This window comes from Pseudomonas phytophila (genome assembly GCF_025643095.1).
GTDB lineage: Bacteria > Pseudomonadota > Gammaproteobacteria > Pseudomonadales > Pseudomonadaceae > Aquipseudomonas > Aquipseudomonas quasicaspiana.
On sequence record NZ_CP081201.1, the window covers coordinates 159451 to 177697 of the forward strand.

The following is an 18247-nucleotide window of genomic DNA, read 5'->3' on the forward strand; positions in this document are numbered from 1 at the left end:
ATATCTGCCAGATATTAAGGTATCGACTGCCATGCCGAATCGCGGGCAAGCGCGCTCCTACAGTGGGTAGAACTACATCAACCCGCACTCCACCATCGACAGCGGGTCACCGTCGCCGATGATCAGGTGATCCAGCACCTTTACGTCGATCAGCCACAACGCATCGCGCAGGCGTTTGGTCAGGTCGATATCGGCCTGGCTGGCGTCGGTGACGCCCGAGGGGTGGTTATGGCAGAGGATCAGGCTGGCTGAGTTATGGGCCAGGGCGCGCTTGACCACTTGCCGAGGATGCACGTGGGCGCTGTTGATCGAACCGTGGAACAGGATTTCGAAAGTCTGAACCCGATGCTTGTTGTCCAGAAACAGGCAGCCAAACACCTCATGGGGTTCATGGCGTAACAGCGCCTTGAGGTAGTTGCGCACCTGCTCCGGGCTTTCCAGCGCAGAATCGCGCCTCAGGCTTTCCGCCATGTGTCGGCGAGCCATTTCCATGACGGCCTGCAACTGCGCGAATTTGGCAGGCCCAAGCCCCAGATGTGAGCTGAACATGGTCAGGTCAGCATCCAGTAACGGTCGCAGCCCACCGAATTGATTCAACAGGTATCGGGCGAGGTCTACAGCGCTTTTTCCGGCCACACCGGTACGCAGGAAAATAGCCAGCAGCTCTGCGTCGGACAGGCTCGCCGAACCCAGCTCCAGTAGCCGCTCACGCGGGCGTTCGGCCTCAGGCCAGTTGCGAATACTCATACCACCTCCATGTGTGTGGGGACCGCTGTTCCAGCACGGTCGCTGTGCTATCTTAGCCCATCTTTTTTGCGCGGCGATCGGCCTGGGAAACGCCCATCGCCGCCGCGTACCACTCGACTAAAAGGCAGGCCTATGCAGCGGCTGTATCGGAAACGCATCGTTCTTGGCGTTGGCGGCGGTATCGCGGCCTACAAGAGCGCAGAACTGGTGAGACGCTTGCGTGACCAGGGTGCTGAAGTGCGTGTCGTCATGACCCGAGGTGGTGCCGAGTTCATCACCCCGCTGACCATGCAGGCCCTTTCCGGGCATCCGGTTCATCTGGATTTGCTCGACCCGGCCGCAGAAGCGGCGATGGGGCATATCGAGCTGGCCAAATGGGCCGATCTGATACTGATTGCACCCGGTACCGCAGACCTTATTGCGCGTTTGGCACAAGGTATTGCCAACGATTTGCTGACCACGATTGTTCTGGCCACCGACGCCATTGTGGCCGTTGCCCCGGCGATGAATCAGGCGATGTGGCGCGACGCGTCCGTGCAGGCCAACATCCGCTTGCTGGAAGAACGTGATTTCCGCATATTCGGCCCTGCTTCCGGCAGTCAGGCCTGTGGCGATGTTGGCTTCGGGCGCATGCTTGAACCCAATGATCTGGCCCAGTCCGCCGCCGATTGCTTCCAGCGTCTGTCTTTGACCGGCAAGCACGTGCTGATTACGGCCGGTCCGACCCAGGAAAACATCGACCCGGTGCGTTACATCACCAATCACAGCTCCGGCAAAATGGGTTTTGCCCTGGCCGAGGCCGCGATCGAGGCTGGCGCACGCGTCACGCTGATCACCGGCCCGGTTAACCTGCCGACGCCTGATCGTGTGTCGCGCATCGACGTCGTCAGCGCCCGGGACATGCTGGCCGCCTGTGAGGCTGCGATCCCCTGCGATCTGTTCATCGCTTCCGCAGCGGTCGCGGATTACCGACCTGAGGTGGTTGCCCCGCACAAACTCAAGAAGGATCCGTCTACGGGTGACGGCCTGTTGCTGCAGATGGTCCGTAACCCGGACATCCTGGCGACTATCGCTACCCGCCCGGATCGCCCGTTCAGTGTTGGCTTTGCCGCTGAAACTGAACACTTGCTCGACTATGCTGCACGCAAGCTCAAGGACAAGAACCTTGATCTGATCGTCGCCAACGATGTTGCCAACCCCAGCATCGGCTTCAACAGCGAAGAGAATGCTTGCAGCGTGATCGACCGCGCGCTGCATGCAACGATTTTTGCCCAGACCAGCAAGGGCAAGATTGCCCGCCAACTGATCACTTTTATCGCCGAACGAATGAACCAGGTTTAATTACGAATGCACGCCCTACAAGCCAAGATCCTCGACCCTCGCATTGGCAGCGAATTTCCTTTGCCGGCCTATGCCACTGTTGGCTCCGCCGGGCTCGACCTGCGCGCCATGCTCAAAGAGGACACTGTCCTGGAACCAGGCCAGACACTGTTGATCCCGACCGGCCTGTCGATCTATATCGGTGATCCAGGGTTGGCGGCATTGATTCTGCCGCGCTCCGGTCTTGGTCACAAACACGGTATTGTTTTGGGTAACCTGGTGGGTCTGATCGACTCCGATTACCAGGGCGAACTGATGGTCTCCTGCTGGAATCGGGGACAGACCGCTTTCAATATTTCTATAGGCGAGCGCATTGCCCAACTGGTGCTGGTACCGGTGGTGCAAGCGCATTTCGAACTGGTTGAAGAGTTCGATGAAAGCCAACGTGGTGCTGGCGGTTTCGGTCACTCAGGCAGCCACTGACCTTTGAGCCGATGACTGGATGCCGGGCAGCCTGGGGCTGTTGCGGCATCGAGTGAGTGACTGTCCAGCTTCAGGATGAATGACCGGGGAGCGTTCAGGTGCAAGGCAGCCAACAGCATGCAACATCCGATACTCAGCCTCCGGCGCCAGCTCTGGCTGTGCTGGTTCCGGGCATTTTTCCTGCGCTGATCGCGCTGATCATTGCCAGCGCTCTGGTCTATCTCGCCCTGACCAGCAATCCTCAGGGGCGTCAGCACCTTGAGCAAGCCTGGGGTGGTAGTCAGGCCTCGGCAATGGGGCGGGCTCTAAAACAGATCGTTGCCGAGACTCAGGCCGCGGCCCGGGATCCCGCACTCCTTCAGGCTTTGCAAAGCGGTAACCCTTCTCTCGTCGACGAAGCGCAAAACCGGCTGCGCTTTCGCGATGGCGTACTGGGCGCCCGTCTCAACCCGCCAGGTATGTCTGAAGTGGGCAGCCAGGGTGCGTTGCCTGTCAGTTTCTCGACGCTGGACATGCTCAGCAAAGTGACTCGCGGCGAGGAGCCTGTGCCTGAGGCTCGCGCAGTTGGCGAGCGCTGGATGATCTACAGCGCCGCGCCGCTGCGTTCTGATCCGTCTGCACCGGTCAGCGGCACGCTATTGCTGGCCTTTGATCCGCAACGATTGCTCGATGCGCTTCCCGTCATGCCTGAATCGACGGGCAAGATTCGTTTGATTCAGCAGTTTGGTAATGGTCCAGAGCAGGTTTTGCTACAGCGCGGCGAAGCGGATGGCGCCAAACCACAACGGCTGGAAACGGGCTATGCGAACTGGAAGCTGGAGTTCACGCCCGGTCCGGCGCTGGACTCCTCACCTCCCTGGGTATTGCTGACGCTGGCGGCACTCGTCGCTCTAGCCGGTGTTTTGCTGGGGCTTTACCTCAATGAAAGGGCTCTGCAACGGGCCATTTGCGCCGACGTCCGACAACTTGATCAGCTGCTTCAAGAACTCTCTCGCGGAAAAGCCGTCAAACCCTTCGGTTTGGGCCTGCCTGTCCTCAATGGGCTGGCTAGACGTCTTGCCTGTTTTTCTCCCTCGCTTCAACAACCGGTAACGGAAATCGTTGATAAGAGGGATGGGTCAGGCTCGGCTGCTGGCTCCAAGATGACCGACTTAAAGACACGCAGTGCTTCAGCATCGGCTTCACACGTCGCCACTGGTGACGACTGGACCGATCCGCTGTTTCAAGATACCGACATTCTCGATATCGACATCCTCGACGAAAACCAGGACTTCCTGAGATCGGAGCACCCCCCAGTTATGAGCAGTCCAGCATCTGTGGCACCAAAATTTCCTGACGATATCTTCCGCGCCTATGACATCCGCGGCATCGTGGGTGACACCCTCAGCGCCGAAACGGCGTATTGGATTGGTCGCGCCATTGGCTCCGAAAGCCTGGCCCAGAACGAGCCCAACGTCAGCGTTGGCCGCGATGGACGCCTTTCCGGCCCCGAGTTGGTCCAGCAACTGATTCAAGGTCTGCACGACAGCGGTTGTCACGTCAGTGACGTTGGCCTGGTGCCAACACCTGCCTTGTACTACGCGGCCAACGTGTTGGCGGGCAAGACCGGTGTGATGCTGACCGGCAGCCACAACCCCAAGGATTACAACGGTTTCAAAATCGTTATCGCTGGCGACACCCTGGCCAACGAGCAGATCCAGGCGCTGCACGAGCGCATCAAGACGGGCAATCTGACTTCGGCCAAAGGCAGCATCACTAAAGTCGACATCCTTGATCGCTACTTCAAGCAGATCAAAGAAGACATCGTCATGGCCCGCAAGATGAAAGTGGTCGTGGACTGCGGCAACGGCGCTGCCGGTGTCATCGCCCCGCAACTCATCGAGGCGCTGGGCTGCGAAGTGATTTCGCTGTTTGCTGAAGTGGACGGCAACTTCCCGAACCATCACCCGGATCCGGGCAAGCTGGAAAACCTTCAGGACCTGATCGCGAAGGTTAAAGAAACCGGCGCTGATCTGGGCCTGGCTTTCGACGGCGACGGCGACCGTGTGGGCGTTGTCACCAACAAAGGCAACGTGGTCTACCCAGACCGTCTGCTGATGCTGTTCGCGCTGGACGTGCTCAAGCGCAATCCGGGTGCCGACATCATTTTCGACGTCAAATGCACCCGTCGTCTGACACCTTTGATTCAGCAGCATGGCGGTCGCCCGGTAATGTGGAAGACCGGTCATTCGTTGATCAAGAAAGAAATGAAGAAAAGCGGCGCGCTGCTCGCAGGCGAAATGAGCGGCCACATCTTCTTCAAAGAGCGTTGGTTCGGTTTTGACGACGGCATCTACAGCGCTGCGCGCCTGCTGGAGATCCTCAGTCAGGAGTCGCAATCGGCTGAAGATCTGTTCGAGACCTTCCCGAACGACATTTCGACGCCTGAAATCAACATCAAAGTGACTGACACCACCAAGTTCAGCATCATAGAAGCTCTGGAGAAAGATGCTCAGTGGGGCGATGCCAAGCTGACCACCATTGACGGCGTACGAGTGGACTATCCGAAGGGCTGGGGTCTGGTGCGCGCTTCCAACACAACACCGGTACTGGTGCTGCGTTTTGAGGCCGAAACCGAAGCCGAGCTGCAACGTATCAAGGATGTGTTCCACGCCGAACTGAAAAAGGTTGCGCCGGACCTTCAACTTCCGTTCTGATTGTTTTTTCCTTTGACTGGAGCCTTGAATGACCCTCGAACGTGATTCCGCCGCCAACATCGCCAAAGTATTGTCCGAAGCGCTCCCCTACATTCGCCGCTTTGTGGGCAAGACGCTGGTGATCAAGTACGGCGGTAACGCCATGGAGAGCGACGAGCTGAAAACCGGCTTTGCGCGCGACATCGTGTTGATGAAGGCTGTTGGCATCAACCCGGTGGTGGTTCACGGCGGGGGGCCTCAGATCGGCGATCTGCTCAAGCGGTTGTCGATCGAGAGTCACTTCATTGATGGTATGCGCGTCACTGATGCGGAAACCATGGATGTGGTGGAAATGGTTCTGGGCGGCCAGGTCAACAAGGACATCGTCAATCTGATCAACCGTCATGGCGGCAGCGCCATCGGCCTGACCGGTAAAGACGCCGAGCTGATTCGCGCCAAGCGTCTGACCGTTACACGTCAGACGCCGGAAATGACCAAGCCTGAAATCATCGATATCGGGCATGTTGGTGAAGTAGTCGGGATCAATACCGACCTGCTGAACATGCTGGTAAAAGGCGATTTCATCCCGGTCATCGCGCCCATTGGCGTGGGCGCAGACGGCGAGTCTTACAACATTAACGCCGATCTGGTGGCAGGCAAAGTCGCTGAAGCCCTCAAGGCTGAAAAGCTGATGCTGCTGACCAACATTGCCGGCCTGATGGACAAGCAAGGCCAGGTGCTGACCGGCTTGACCACCGAGCAAGTCAACGGCCTGATCGCCGATGGCACGATCTACGGCGGCATGCTGCCGAAGATCAAATGCGCGCTGGAAGCGGTGCAAGGCGGCGTGACCACCTCGCACATCATTGACGGTCGTGTACCGAATGCCGTGCTGCTGGAAATCTTCACCGACACCGGTGTAGGTACCCTTATCAGTAATCGCAAACGTCACTGATCACGCTTGATGCTTCATGAAAGCCCTGCCGGTTTCCGGCGGGGTTTTTTTATGGCTGTTGTTGCTGGCGGTCGGACAACATGCAAACTACTGGATTGAAATGCATTTTCTGTAGGAGCTGCCGAAGGCTGCGAAGCATTTCTGCTGATACATCGCGATCGCAGCCTTCGGCAGCTCCTACAGGCCCATGTTTGCCGAGACAGCGCGGTGCTATCGACACTTGGGCATCTCTCAATGAATACATCCACTACTTCAGCTTATTGAGTGTGAGCTGGAAACTCAGGGCGCTGTCAGTCGCTGAATCCGGGCGCGATCTTGTGTAAACGCTGCCTCGGCCTGGGCGCGAGCTTGTTGATAGCGCTGTATGTTCAGGTCGAGGTCATGTTGCTGGTCGCGGAGATCGCCCATCTGGTCAATCAGTGATTGAGGCACCGGTTTGCCGGCCCGCTCCAGATCCGCCGCCTGCCCCTGTAACGACGCCTGCTGCGTGTCCAGGCCTTTGAGATTGCCTTGCGCCAGGGCAATCAAGGCATCCAGTTCGGAAAGTTTGCGGGCCTTAGCGCGATCGACATCTTCGACATTGCTGTAAAGATTGAGCAATTGCGCGTCTGCGCTTGCCTGGGCCTTTTTCGCCTGGGCCTGATTTATCTCATCGGCGGTTGGCGGGGGCGGCACCACCTGCACAACGCGGCCTTGGGCATTGAGGACCTCATAACCCTTGGCAACGTACTCGGGTGGTACACCCTGACGATCCAGCACCGTCACGCCGCGGCTATCAACATAGCGATAGAGCAACGGCTGCGGGGCGTCAGCAGCCTGGATCGCTGCAAACGGACTGATGACAAGGGACAGCAGCAAGCAAACCAAGCGTGGCTTAGTCATTCAAACATCCTTGATGTATCAATCCGAATGGCGACGGACATGACGCTCCTAGATCCCGAACTGCGCCCGATACGCTTCAACAGCAGGCAGGTGCTGTTTGAGTTGCGGATCGTCGGCCAGGAACTCCAGCACCTGATTCAGCGAGACGATGCTGACGACCGGGATCCCGAAGTCGCGCTCCACTTCCTGAATGGCCGACAGCTCGCCATTGCCGCGCTCCTGACGGTTGAGTGCAATCAGCACCCCCGCCGCAGTTGCTTCCTGGCCTTTGATGATCTGCATGACTTCGCGAATTGCGGTGCCTGCGGTGATCACGTCGTCGATGATCAGCACATTGCCGGTCAGTGGTGCGCCGACCAGACTGCCGCCTTCACCGTGATCCTTGGCCTCTTTGCGGTTGAAGCACCAAGGCAAATCGCGCCCGTGATGTTCAGCCAAAGCCACGGCTGTTGTGGCTGCCAGAGGAATCCCCTTATAGGCTGGGCCAAACAGTACGTCGAAGGAAATACCACTCTCGACCACTGCTGCGGCGTAGAAACGACCCAGCTGTGCAAGGGCCGAACCGCTGTTGAACAGGCCGGCATTAAAGAAGTACGGACTGGTGCGACCGGACTTGAGAGTGAACTCACCGAACCGCAAAACCCCACGGTCGATGGCAAAACGAATGAAATCGCGTTGATACGCTTGCATGAAAAAAGCCCCGAATACCACGGATTTAGCTAATTAGGTAGAGCTCGGGTATCATACACGCACGTGATTTTTGGGGCCATTTATGCGGATCATCAGTGTGAACGTAAATGGCATTCAGGCGGCAGTCGAGCGCGGTTTGCTCAGTTGGCTGCAGGCTCAGAATGCCGACGTCATCTGCCTTCAGGACACCCGCGCATCCGCCTTCGAACTGGACGACCCAGCTTATCAGCTGGATGGCTATTTCCTTTACGCGTGCGAAGCTGAAGTTCCGGCCCAAGGTGGCGTGGCGCTTTACTCGCGGCTGCAACCGAAGGCGGTAATCAGCGGCCTTGGCTTTGAAACAGCCGACCGCTACGGGCGTTACCTGCAAGCAGATTTCGACAAAGTCAGTATTGCCACTTTGCTGCTTCCTTCGGGAATGAACGGCGACGAAGACTTGAATCAGAAATTCAAGCTCATGGACGATTTCGGCAAATATCTGGATAAACAGCGGCGCAAGCGTCGTGAGTACATCTATTGCGGCTCGTTGTACGTGGCGCAGCAGAAGCTCGACATCAAGAACTGGCGTGACAGCCAGCAATCTCCTGGCTTCCTCGCGCCCGAGCGTGCCTGGATGGACGAGATTGTCGGCACCATGGGTTATGTTGATGCTCTGCGTGAAGTCAGCCGTGAAGGCGATCAGTACAGTTGGTGGCCGGATAGCGAGCAGGCAGAGATGCTCAATCTCGGCTGGCGCTTCGACTATCAGTTGCTGACGCCGGGCCTGCGACGCTTCGTGCGTAGCGCGCGTCTGCCACGTCAGCCACGCTTCTCGCAGCACGCACCGCTGGTAGTGGATTACGACTGGACGCTAACGATCTAGTATCCACCACCCACAAAAAAGCCGACTTCGTGTCGGCTTTTTCGTTTGGGTCGGGACCCGCAATCCCGGTGGGAGCGAATTCATTCGCGAAGACGTCGGTACATCCACTGCATGTGCATCGTCGGAAACATCGCCTTCCCGAATGAATTCGGTCCCACAGGGTGGGCGCGAGGCCTATTTGGTCAGCCGCGATGTAAGCGGATACTGTTACATCCATCGCCCACAAAAAAGCCGACTTGGTGTCGGCTTTTTCGTTTGGGTCGGGACCCGCAATCCCGGTGGGAGCGAATTCATTCGCGAAGACGTCGGTACATCCACTGCATGTGCATCGTCAGAAACATCGCCTTCCCGAATGAATTCGGTCCCACAGGGTGGGCGCGAGGCCTACTTGGTCAGCCGCGATGTAGGCGGATACCGTTACATCCACCACCCACAAAAAAGCCGACTTGGTGTCGGCTTTTTCGTTTGGGTCGGGACCCGCAATCCCGGTGGGAGCGAATTCATTCGCGAAGACGTCGGTACATCCACTGCATGTGCATCGTCAGAAACATCGCCTTCCCGAATGAATTCGGTCCCACAGGGTGGGCGCGAGGCCTACTTGGTCAGCCGCGATGTAGGCGAATACCGTTACATCCATCGCCCGCAAAAAAACCGACTTCGTGTCGGCTTTTTTGTTTGGGTCGGGACCCGCAATCCCGGTGGGAGCGAATTCATTCGCGAAGACGTCGGTACATCCACTGCATGTGCATCGTCAGAAAACATCGCCTTCCCGACTGAATTCGGTCCCACAGGGTGGGCGCGAGGCCTACTTGATCAACCGCCATGTAAACGGATACCGATACGCCACGCCTTCATTCGCCTTGATGCCGGCAATGATCGTCAGCACCAGTGCGCCGACGCCTACGAGGCCTATCAGCGCGAAGCCGATGACCAGCAGCATCAGAAAGAAGCACGCGACTATGGCTAGCGAAACCGTGATCTGAAAATTCAGTGCTTCCTTGCCGTGAGCATCAATGAACGGATCGGAATCCTTCTTGAGCTGCCACAGAATCAGCGGGCCCAGCAGGTTGCCGAACGGGAAGATCATGCCGAGGAACGCAGCAAAGTGACAGAACATCGCCCATTGGCGAGCTTCCGAGCTGGGTGCTGGAACGGGCATTTGGCTGTCACTCATATTCGTCTCCTGCTGGCTGCTTTGATCAGTCGGCCAGTGCTGCGGTCTGCAGTTCGAACAGTTCGGTCATGCCTTTTTGCGCCAATGCCAGCATGGCGTTGAGCTCTTCAGGCTGGAACGGAGCGCCTTCGGCAGTGCCCTGAACCTCAATGAAGCCGCCCGAGCTGGTCATGACCACGTTGAGGTCAGTCTCGGCTGCTGAGTCTTCAAGATAGTCCAGGTCAAGAACTGGCTCGCCCTGATACATGCCAACCGAAACGGCGGCGATCATTTGCTTGAGCGGGTCGCCGCCTTTGAGGCCGCCACGTTTCTTGATTACTTTCAGCGCATCAACCAGGGCGACCATGGCGCCAGTGATGGACGCTGTGCGGGTGCCGCCATCAGCCTGGATGACATCGCAATCGACGTACAGCGTAACGTCGCCCAGCTTGGACATGTCCAGTGCGGCGCGCAGTGAGCGACCGATCAAGCGCTGGATTTCCAGGGTGCGGCCGCCTTGTTTGCCACGGCTGGCTTCGCGCTGGTTACGCTCGCCGGTTGCGCGTGGCAGCATGCCGTATTCTGCGGTCAACCAGCCTTGGCCCTGGCCTTTGAGGAAGCGAGGTACGCCATTTTCGACGCTGACCGTGCAGATCACTTTGGTGTCACCGAACTCGACCAGCACAGAACCCTCGGCGTGCTTGGTGTAGTTGCGGGTGATGCGGATCGAGCGGAGCTGATCGGCGGCGCGACCACTTGGACGTTTCATCTGGATACCTGTACTGAGACGGAAAACTGCCGAGCATTATAGAGGCGCAAGTCGGCGCTGGGCACATCTAAAACCATTGGATACCAAACCGTTGGGCTGGCAGGGCTCTGATTCAGGCGTTTGCCCGGTTGAGCAAATGCCATGCATCGCATGTCGCATTAGTGGATTGGGGGCAGGGGTCGCACTGCGCTACAATCCTGCGCCTTTACAGACTGCCGTTTTTTCGTGACATCCAGTCATCGCGGATCGCGGCCTATTCTGTTCACCGAATTACAGAGGTATTCCCATGGTCCACAGCATGACGGCTTTTGCCCGGGTCGAACGGGCCAGTACTCAGGGCACACTGAGCTGGGAGCTACGCTCGGTGAATCATCGCTATCTGGAGCCCCATCTGCGTCTGCCGGAGTCCTTTCGCGACCTGGAAAGTGCCATCCGTGAAGCGCTACGCCAGGGCCTGTCCCGCGGCAAGGTGGAATGCACGCTGCGTTTCGTTGAAGAAACCGCTGGCAAGCCGCTGCAGGTTGATCGCGAACGCGCCGGTCAGTTGGTTGCTGCGGCGGAAATCGTTGCCAGCCTGATCAAGCAGCCTGCTGCCTTGAATCCCCTGGAAGTACTGGCCTGGCCTGGCGTTCTGGTGGGTGATGCTGTTGACCCGCAAGCCCTCAACAAAGAAGCCCTGACGCTGTTTAATGAGGCCTTGGCCGAGTTGAAAAACGGTCGGGGCCGCGAAGGTGCCGATCTGGCCAAGTTGCTCAATGAGCGTCTGGATTCCATCACCACCGAGGTTTCGACCCTGAAAAGTCTGGTGCCGCAGATGCTGGCGACCCAGCGTCAGAAGGTGCTGGATCGCTTCGCCGACATGAAGGCCGAGCTTGATCCGCAGCGCCTTGAGCAGGAAATGGTTCTGCTGGCCCAGAAAAGCGATGTGGCCGAAGAACTAGATCGCCTCAACACCCACGTCACGGAAGTGCGTCGCGTGCTCAAGGCGGGTGGTCAGGCCGGGCGCCGGCTGGATTTTCTGATGCAGGAACTCAACCGCGAGGCCAATACCCTCGGCTCCAAAGCTTTCGATCCGCGCAGTACCCAGGCTGCGGTCAACCTCAAAGTGTTGATCGAGCAGATGCGTGAACAAGTCCAGAATATTGAGTAAGGCTAATTCCGACATGACACACAGCACCGGCACCCTGTACATCGTTTCCGCACCCTCGGGTGCAGGCAAGACCAGTCTGGTCAATGCCCTGGTCAACGCGCAGCCGCAGATTCGGGTTTCCGTTTCGCACACCACCCGGGCCATGCGTCCGGGCGAAGTCGACGGCGTGAACTATCACTTTGTTGATCGCGCTGAATTTGTGCGCATGATCGAGCACGGTGATTTCCTTGAGCAGGCGGAAGTTTTCGGCAATATGTACGGCACTTCCCAGAGCCGCTTGCAGCAGACCCTGGACGAAGGTCATGACCTGATTCTGGAAATCGACTGGCAGGGTGCCGAGCAGGTACGCAAAGTCATGCCTGATGCGCGCTCGATCTTCATTTTGCCGCCGACCCAACAGGCATTGCGTCAGCGCCTGACGAATCGTGGGACGGATAGCGATGAGATCATCGAGGGGCGGATGCGTGAAGCGGTCAGCGAAATGAGCCATTACGCCGAATACGACTACATCGTGATCAACGATGACTTCGCCTCGGCGCTGGAAGATCTCAAGGCGATTTTCCGGGCCAACCTGTTGACGCAGACCCATCAGCAGCAGCGTTTCAGCGGTCTGCTTGAGCAATTACTGGCCTGAAACAGGGGCTTTGAGTGCCATGGGCGGCGAGCTAAATAATACCGCTCGTGGCTTGGCGCTTGAAGCTTATGGCTTGCAGCTTGTAAACTACCGAGTCCGCTCGCCCATCCGGGCATCGCGCATCCGCATTTGCTACGAGGAATACCCATGGCCCGCGTAACCGTTGAAGACTGCCTAGAACACGTGGATAACCGCTTTGAGCTGGTCATGCTCTCTACAAAGCGTGCCCGTCAACTGGCTACCGGCGGCAAAGAACCAAAGCTGGCGTGGGAAAATGACAAGCCTACCGTTATGGCACTGCGCGAAATCGCAGCCGGCCTGATGGATTACGCTGTAATCGCAGAAGCTGAAATCGTTGAAGATGAACCATTGTTCGCGGCGTTCGAAGACGAGTCCAACGAGGCCGTCTAAGCCTATGCCGTGTCGACGTAGTACGGCGCAGGGTAAAAGTCATTGGCAGGGGGTAGCGCCTTGCCGAGCATAGACGCCCTCGCCGATCGTATTTCGACCTATCTCGGCAAGGAACAGGTAAATCTGGTCCGCCGCGCGTATTTCTACGCCGAGCAAGCCCACGACGGCCAGCGCCGTCGCAGCGGTGAAGCTTACGTCACGCATCCTCTTGCGGTGGCGAACATTCTTGCCGATATGCACATGGACCATCAAAGCCTGATGGCTGCCATGCTGCATGACGTCATTGAAGACACCGGTATAGCCAAAGAGGCGCTTTGCGCGCAGTTCGGCGAGACCGTGGCTGAATTGGTCGACGGGGTCAGCAAGCTGACCCAGATGAATTTCGAGACCAAAGCCGAAGCCCAGGCTGAAAACTTCCAGAAAATGGCCATGGCCATGGCGCGCGATATTCGCGTGATCCTGGTCAAGCTCGCTGACCGCCTGCATAACATGCGCACGCTTGAAGTGTTGTCCGGGGAAAAACGCCGACGCATTGCCAAGGAAACCCTGGAAATCTATGCGCCCATCGCCAATCGGCTGGGTATGCACAGCATCCGTATCGAATTCGAAGACCTCGGCTTCAAGGCAATGTATCCGATGCGCTCCTCGCGGATTGGCCAAGCGGTCAAGCGCGCCCGGGGCAATCGCAAAGAGCTGGTCAACAAGATCGAAGATTCCCTGAGCCATTGCCTGGCGGTGGATGAAATCGAAGGCGAAGTCAGCGGGCGGCAGAAACACCTGTACGGCATCTACAAGAAGATGCGCGGCAAGCGTCGCGCCTTCAATGAAATCATGGATGTCTACGCGTTCCGCATCATCGTCGACAAGGTCGACACCTGCTACCGCGTGCTGGGCGCTGTACATAATTTGTACAAGCCCCTGCCCGGCCGCTTCAAGGATTACATCGCGATCCCCAAGGCCAACGGCTATCAGTCGTTGCACACCACGTTGTTCGGCATGCATGGCGTGCCCATTGAAATCCAGATCCGCACCCGTGAAATGGAAGAGATGGCCAACAACGGGATCGCTGCGCACTGGCTGTACAAATCCTCGGATGACGAAGTGCCCAAGGGCACCCACGCCCGTGCTCGTCAGTGGGTCAAGGGCGTGCTGGAAATGCAGCAGCGCGCCGGCAACTCTCTGGAATTCATCGAGAGCGTGAAGATCGACCTGTTCCCGGACGAGGTCTATGTCTTCACGCCTAAAGGCCGGATCATGGAGCTGCCTAAAGGCTCCACGGCGGTCGACTTTGCTTATGCCGTCCACACTGATGTGGGCAACAGCTGCATCGCGTGTCGGATCAATCGTCGACTGGCGCCGCTGTCTGAACCCTTGCAGAGCGGCTCGACTGTGGAGATTGTCAGCGCGCCGGGCGCCCGTCCGAATCCTGCCTGGCTGAACTTCGTGGTCACCGGCAAGGCGCGAACGCACATTCGTCACGCACTCAAGCTGCAGCGTCGCTCCGAGTCCATCAGCCTGGGCGAGCGTCTGCTTAACAAGGTGTTGAACGGCTTCGAAAGCAGTCTGGAAAAAATCCCCGCCGAGCGCGTTCAGCCGGTGCTGGCCGAATACCGGGTCGAGGTCATTGAAGACCTCCTCGAAGATATCGGCCTCGGCAATCGTATGGCGTACGTGGTCGCTCGTCGACTGCTGGGCGAAGGCGATCAGTTGCCTGGCACCGAAGGCCCGCTGGCGATTCGTGGCACAGAAGGCCTGGTGCTCAGTTACGCCAAGTGCTGCACGCCGATCCCGGGCGACCCGATTGTGGGTCATCTATCGGCGGGCAAAGGCATGGTTGTTCACCTGGACAACTGCCGCAATATCAGTGAAATCCGCCATAACCCGGAAAAGTGCATTCAGCTGTCCTGGGCCAAGGACGTTACCGGCGAATTCAATGTCGAATTGCGCGTCGAGCTGGAGCATCAGCGCGGCTTGATCGCCCTGCTGGCCAGCAGCGTCAACGCGGCCGACGGCAACATCGAGAAAATTAGCATGGACGAGCGCGATGGCCGTATCAGCGTCGTCCAGCTGGTGGTCAGCGTGCATGACCGTGTGCATCTGGCCCGAGTCATCCGAAAACTGCGTGCCTTGGCCGGGGTCATTCGAATTACCCGCATGCGTGCGTAGCCAATCATTCAACAGGAGTTCTTCATGACCAAGACCGTAATCACCAGCGACAAAGCCCCTGCGGCCATCGGCCCTTACTCTCAGGCGATCAAAGCTGGCAATACCGTCTACATGTCCGGGCAAATTCCACTCGACCCTAAAACCATGGAACTGGTTGAAGGCATCGAAGCCCAGGTCGTCCAGGTCTTTGAAAATCTGAAGTCGGTTGCCGAAGCTGCGGGCGGTTCGTTCAAGGATATCGTCAAGCTGAACATCTTCCTGACCGACCTGAGCAACTTCGCCACGGTCAACGAAATCATGGGCAAATACTTCGAGCAGCCATACCCGGCCCGCGCCGCCATTGGTGTTGCCGCATTGCCGCGTGGTTCGCAGGTCGAGATGGACGCGATTCTCGTCATCGAATAACACTCCCGCGGGGCTCGCAGCCCCGCTGCAGCTGATTAAGGAAGGACCTGTTATGCGCTTCGCGCTTGCCCTCTCGCTGACGGCCGTTTTTTTGAGCGGCTGTGCCAGCCACGCCGACCGCAATCCTGACGGCACGTGGATCAATCAAGCGGCTATCGAAGCCGCCGTAAAAGGCGACAACCTGCGCCAGGCACTGCTTGCCAACGGCCCGAATCTGGAATGGCAGATCGATACCAAAACCAGCCAGGCCTTGTACTCCAACGGCTTTGAAGTGGGCGAAGGTAAAATCACCAGCGCCGCCGACGGCAAGTTGCGCATCGACTATTACAACTTTGTCGAAGACCTGCAGGTCAAGGGCGACGAACTGGTTCAAGCGGCCAGCGAGTCAGGTCCTGAGCAGCGCTTCGAAAAGCCGAAAACCCCTGCTGCCGAAGGTGCGCCGACTGGTGCCAGTTTCGAAGCTGCGCTGTACAACGCCTACATGGGCGGAAAATGGACCATCGTCAATGGCGATGGCCAGGGCAATACCGTGGAATTCAAGCCGGATGGCAGCATCCAGGGCTTGCCGGATAATGACCGTTACGCGTTGTGCCTGGCTGGCGATTGCGCAGCCATGAGCGGCGAGTACGACAGCATGTGGCTGGAAAAGAATGAGCAGGGCAACCCGTGGATCTTCTCCCGCAAAGGCAAGCAGCTGGAGATTTTCCAGGCCGTCAATGCCGCAGAAGCTGACCAGATGCCAGAGCTCCGCCCAGGCCCGCGCCGCTGGTTGCTTGAGTTGAATTGATCAGCAACACGGTTTTTCTGTAGGAGCTGCCGAAGGCTGCGAATAATGGTGTGTCAGGCATACTGATTTCGCAGCCTTCGGCAGCTCCTACAAGATTTTCGTTTAATCAGCCTTCAGTAACACCTCATACCCTTCCTTATAAGTCGGATACCTCGGCACCCAGCCCAGTGCTTTAGCTCTCGCATTACTGCATCGTTTGCTGCCCGCCCGGCGCACGGCGGCGCCTTCGGCCCAATGCGTCACGCCCAGATACTCGCGGATCCACTGCACGACTTCGGCCAGCGGTACGGGCGCATCGTCCACGCCAATATAGCAATCCTCAAGCGCGACACCCTGAGCGTCTGCCTTCAGCAGCAAAGCCAACAATCCCGCGGCGTCGTCGGCGTGTATCCGGTTGCCATATAAAGGCGGGTCGATTGCCACGCTGTAACCCTGGCGCACCCGATTCGACAGGTCATTGCGGCCGGGGCCGTAAATGCCGGTCAGGCGCACGATGCTCGCCGGCAAGCCGCTGTTCAGCGCCACTTGCTCTGCCTCCAGCATGATTTTGCCCGAGAAGGTGTCGGCTTCCGTTGGCGATGTTTCGTCAACCCACTCCCCGTTTTGCTGGCCATAAACACCGCTGCTGGACACAAAAATGATCCGTTTTGGCTGCTGGCCTCGCTCTTTCAACCACTGAAGCGCCCGCTGCTGGCCTTCGACATACGCGGCCCGATAGCCGGTCTCATCACGCTCGGTGGGCGTGGCGCAATACACCAGATAGTCGATGGCCGTGTTGGGCCAGGTGGCAGGAATGGTCGGGCTGAACAGGTCGCCAGCCACGCCGTTCACGCCATCGGGCAGCAGGGCAGTAGTGCGCCGCAGGCCATGAACCACCCAGCCTGAAGACAGCAGCTGCGTGGCCAGACGACTTCCAATATCGCCGCAGCCAGCGATCAGGACAGAAGGTGTAGACATGATGAACTCCCTACAAACAAGGCGGGTCAGACGGCCACGAAACATGGGCCAAAGCTGACCCGCCAGATGCGTATGATGGAAAAAAAGATACTCTATTACTTTTGTTAACAAGAATTACTTGCAATAATACCGGCCCGTTTGTTCTCCTCCTGACGTCGAACGCATAGCGCGACGTAGCAGAGCGACCCACCTTCTTCTTTACTCAGGTCCGGCCAGCATGACACGTACTACCTCCTCCGCTTCGCCAACCCAGCTACCCAGCCTGCCGCGTGCATGGCGTGGTATCGCAGCACTGCTGCTGAGCCTGATGCTTGCACCTGCTGCTTTCGCTGGTCAGGCTGCTCCCGCTAATCCAGCCGCCGCCCCGGCGCCAGCAACTGCTCCAGCGACGACCACTGCGCCGTCGTCGCAAACCACTGCACCGGTTGCTCAGGAAGGCGCGGCGCCGGTTGAAGGCCCCGCGATTGTCGAGCCCGAGGATAACAGCCTCGGCATGTCCCACGACCTGTCGCCTTGGGGCATGTACCAGAACGCAGACATCATCGTTAAGGCCGTAATGATCGGACTGGCGATTGCGTCGATCATTACCTGGACTATCTGGATCGCCAAGGGTTTCGAATTGCTGGGTGCCAAGCGTCGTCTGCGCACCGAGATCGCCAACCTGAAAAAGGCCCGCACCCTGTCCGAAGCCAGCGAAAGCGCTGCCAAGGAAGGTACGCTGGCCAACCTGCTCGTCCATGACGCCATGGAAGAGATGCGCTTGTCGGTGAACAGCCGCGAGCGTGAAGGCATTAAAGAACGTGTGAGCTTCCGCCTCGAGCGTCTGGTTGCTGCGTGCGGCCGTAACATGAGCATGGGCACCGGCGTTCTGGCCACCATCGGTTCGACTGCGCCGTTCGTAGGTCTGTTCGGTACCGTGTGGGGCATCATGAACAGCTTCATCGGTATTGCCAAAACCCAGACCACCAACCTTGCTGTCGTTGCGCCGGGTATTGCCGAGGCTCTGCTGGCGACGGCACTGGGTCTGGTCGCTGCGATTCCTGCGGTTGTTATCTACAACGTCTTCGCTCGCTCCATCGCCGGTTACAAAGCACAGGTTTCCGATGCGTCGGCACAGGTTCTGCTGTTGGTCAGCCGTGATCTCGATCACCAGCCAACTGCCGACCGTACTCAGTCGCCACACATGGTCAAGGTGGGCTAA

General features: G+C 58.2%; 18 protein-coding genes. 12 read left to right on the forward strand and 6 right to left on the reverse strand.

Annotated elements, in window-relative coordinates; genetic code table 11:
• Positions 1-72 precede the first annotated feature (72 nt).
• Entirely contained in the window at positions 73-747 is a 675-nt protein-coding gene (gene radC, locus K3169_RS00755) for a RadC family protein (RefSeq protein WP_122396640.1), read from the reverse strand.
• A gap of 132 nt (positions 748-879) precedes the next feature.
• Between radC and coaBC the strand changes: the two genes are divergently transcribed.
• From coaBC to argB, 4 genes are all read left to right on the forward strand, one after another.
• Positions 880-2088 carry a bifunctional phosphopantothenoylcysteine decarboxylase/phosphopantothenate--cysteine ligase CoaBC gene (gene coaBC / locus K3169_RS00760; RefSeq protein ID WP_231677136.1) on the forward strand — a complete coding sequence of 403 codons (1209 nt, stop codon included), beginning with the start codon at positions 880-882 and terminating at the stop codon, positions 2086-2088.
• 6 nt (positions 2089-2094) lie between these two features.
• Complete coding sequence (gene dut, locus K3169_RS00765; protein WP_095093254.1) at positions 2095-2550, forward strand: dUTP diphosphatase; 456 nt, start codon at positions 2095-2097, stop codon at positions 2548-2550.
• Between the two features lie 98 nt (positions 2551-2648).
• Positions 2649-5246, forward strand: a complete 2598-nt coding sequence (locus K3169_RS29570) for a phosphomannomutase/phosphoglucomutase (protein ID WP_411567026.1) — start codon at positions 2649-2651, stop codon at positions 5244-5246.
• 28 nt (positions 5247-5274) lie between these two features.
• Positions 5275-6180: an acetylglutamate kinase gene (gene argB / locus K3169_RS00775; protein WP_027899861.1), complete on the forward strand. Its 906-nt coding sequence runs from the start codon at positions 5275-5277 to the stop codon at positions 6178-6180.
• Between the two features lie 279 nt (positions 6181-6459).
• On the opposite strand, the gene K3169_RS00780 is transcribed toward argB, so the two are convergent.
• Positions 6460-7062: a DUF4124 domain-containing protein gene (locus K3169_RS00780; RefSeq protein WP_263269522.1), complete on the reverse strand. Its 603-nt coding sequence runs from the start codon at positions 7060-7062 to the stop codon at positions 6460-6462.
• 48 nt (positions 7063-7110) lie between these two features.
• On the reverse strand, positions 7111-7752 hold the full coding sequence (pyrE, locus tag K3169_RS00785; RefSeq protein WP_099270291.1) for an orotate phosphoribosyltransferase: 642 nt from the start codon (positions 7750-7752) through the stop codon (positions 7111-7113).
• A gap of 82 nt (positions 7753-7834) precedes the next feature.
• On the opposite strand from pyrE, the gene K3169_RS00790 reads away from it, so the two are divergent.
• Positions 7835-8614, forward strand: a complete 780-nt coding sequence (locus tag K3169_RS00790) for an exodeoxyribonuclease III (RefSeq protein ID WP_027899864.1) — start codon at positions 7835-7837, stop codon at positions 8612-8614.
• A gap of 805 nt (positions 8615-9419) precedes the next feature.
• On the opposite strand, the gene K3169_RS00795 is transcribed toward K3169_RS00790, so the two are convergent.
• A complete protein-coding gene (locus K3169_RS00795; protein WP_027900044.1) occupies positions 9420-9788 on the reverse strand; it encodes a DUF4870 domain-containing protein in 369 nt (122 codons plus the stop codon).
• Between the two features lie 25 nt (positions 9789-9813).
• On the reverse strand, positions 9814-10536 hold the full coding sequence (rph, locus tag K3169_RS00800; protein ID WP_027900043.1) for a ribonuclease PH: 723 nt from the start codon (positions 10534-10536) through the stop codon (positions 9814-9816).
• A 286-nt stretch (positions 10537-10822) separates the two neighbouring features.
• On the opposite strand from rph, the gene K3169_RS00805 reads away from it, so the two are divergent.
• The 6 genes from K3169_RS00805 (at position 10823) to K3169_RS00830 (ending at position 16089) form a co-directional block, all read left to right on the forward strand.
• On the forward strand, positions 10823-11686 hold the full coding sequence (locus K3169_RS00805; RefSeq protein ID WP_099270293.1) for a YicC/YloC family endoribonuclease: 864 nt from the start codon (positions 10823-10825) through the stop codon (positions 11684-11686).
• A gap of 13 nt (positions 11687-11699) precedes the next feature.
• Complete coding sequence (gmk, locus tag K3169_RS00810) at positions 11700-12320, forward strand: guanylate kinase (RefSeq protein WP_027900041.1); 621 nt, start codon at positions 11700-11702, stop codon at positions 12318-12320.
• Positions 12321-12467: 147 nt separating this feature from the next.
• On the forward strand, positions 12468-12731 hold the full coding sequence (rpoZ, locus tag K3169_RS00815; RefSeq protein ID WP_002551500.1) for a DNA-directed RNA polymerase subunit omega: 264 nt from the start codon (positions 12468-12470) through the stop codon (positions 12729-12731).
• A 60-nt stretch (positions 12732-12791) separates the two neighbouring features.
• Positions 12792-14897, forward strand: coding sequence for a bifunctional GTP diphosphokinase/guanosine-3',5'-bis pyrophosphate 3'-pyrophosphohydrolase (gene spoT, locus K3169_RS00820; RefSeq protein WP_099270295.1), 2106 nt, complete (start codon positions 12792-12794; stop codon positions 14895-14897).
• Positions 14898-14921: 24 nt separating this feature from the next.
• Positions 14922-15302: a RidA family protein gene (locus K3169_RS00825; RefSeq protein ID WP_122705183.1), complete on the forward strand. Its 381-nt coding sequence runs from the start codon at positions 14922-14924 to the stop codon at positions 15300-15302.
• A 52-nt stretch (positions 15303-15354) separates the two neighbouring features.
• Entirely contained in the window at positions 15355-16089 is a 735-nt protein-coding gene (locus K3169_RS00830; protein WP_231676987.1) for a hypothetical protein, read from the forward strand.
• Between the two features lie 102 nt (positions 16090-16191).
• On the opposite strand, the gene K3169_RS00835 is transcribed toward K3169_RS00830, so the two are convergent.
• Entirely contained in the window at positions 16192-17046 is an 855-nt protein-coding gene (locus tag K3169_RS00835; RefSeq protein WP_231676986.1) for an NAD-dependent epimerase/dehydratase family protein, read from the reverse strand.
• A gap of 217 nt (positions 17047-17263) precedes the next feature.
• Between K3169_RS00835 and exbB the strand changes: the two genes are divergently transcribed.
• The gene (exbB, locus tag K3169_RS00840; RefSeq protein WP_231676985.1) at positions 17264-18247 is read left to right on the forward strand and encodes a tonB-system energizer ExbB; all 984 of its coding nucleotides are present in this window, start codon (positions 17264-17266) and stop codon (positions 18245-18247) included.

Bases quoted from the DNA above. Each gene is read 5' to 3' on its own strand.
- radC (WP_122396640.1), bottom strand. From the start codon at position 747: ATGAGTATTCGCAACTGGCCTGAGGCCGAACGCCCGCGTGAGCGGCTA.
- coaBC (WP_231677136.1), top strand. From the start codon at position 880: ATGCAGCGGCTGTATCGGAAACGCATCGTTCTTGGCGTTGGCGGCGGT.
- dut (WP_095093254.1), top strand. From the start codon at position 2,095: ATGCACGCCCTACAAGCCAAGATCCTCGACCCTCGCATTGGCAGCGAA.
- argB (WP_027899861.1), top strand. From the start codon at position 5,275: ATGACCCTCGAACGTGATTCCGCCGCCAACATCGCCAAAGTATTGTCC.
- K3169_RS00780 (WP_263269522.1), bottom strand. From the start codon at position 7,062: ATGACTAAGCCACGCTTGGTTTGCTTGCTGCTGTCCCTTGTCATCAGT.
- pyrE (WP_099270291.1), bottom strand. From the start codon at position 7,752: ATGCAAGCGTATCAACGCGATTTCATTCGTTTTGCCATCGACCGTGGG.
- K3169_RS00790 (WP_027899864.1), top strand. From the start codon at position 7,835: ATGCGGATCATCAGTGTGAACGTAAATGGCATTCAGGCGGCAGTCGAG.
- K3169_RS00795 (WP_027900044.1), bottom strand. From the start codon at position 9,788: ATGAGTGACAGCCAAATGCCCGTTCCAGCACCCAGCTCGGAAGCTCGC.
- rph (WP_027900043.1), bottom strand. From the start codon at position 10,536: ATGAAACGTCCAAGTGGTCGCGCCGCCGATCAGCTCCGCTCGATCCGC.
- K3169_RS00805 (WP_099270293.1), top strand. From the start codon at position 10,823: ATGGTCCACAGCATGACGGCTTTTGCCCGGGTCGAACGGGCCAGTACT.
- gmk (WP_027900041.1), top strand. From the start codon at position 11,700: ATGACACACAGCACCGGCACCCTGTACATCGTTTCCGCACCCTCGGGT.
- rpoZ (WP_002551500.1), top strand. From the start codon at position 12,468: ATGGCCCGCGTAACCGTTGAAGACTGCCTAGAACACGTGGATAACCGC.
- K3169_RS00825 (WP_122705183.1), top strand. From the start codon at position 14,922: ATGACCAAGACCGTAATCACCAGCGACAAAGCCCCTGCGGCCATCGGC.
- K3169_RS00830 (WP_231676987.1), top strand. From the start codon at position 15,355: ATGCGCTTCGCGCTTGCCCTCTCGCTGACGGCCGTTTTTTTGAGCGGC.
- K3169_RS00835 (WP_231676986.1), bottom strand. From the start codon at position 17,046: ATGTCTACACCTTCTGTCCTGATCGCTGGCTGCGGCGATATTGGAAGT.
- exbB (WP_231676985.1), top strand. From the start codon at position 17,264: ATGACACGTACTACCTCCTCCGCTTCGCCAACCCAGCTACCCAGCCTG.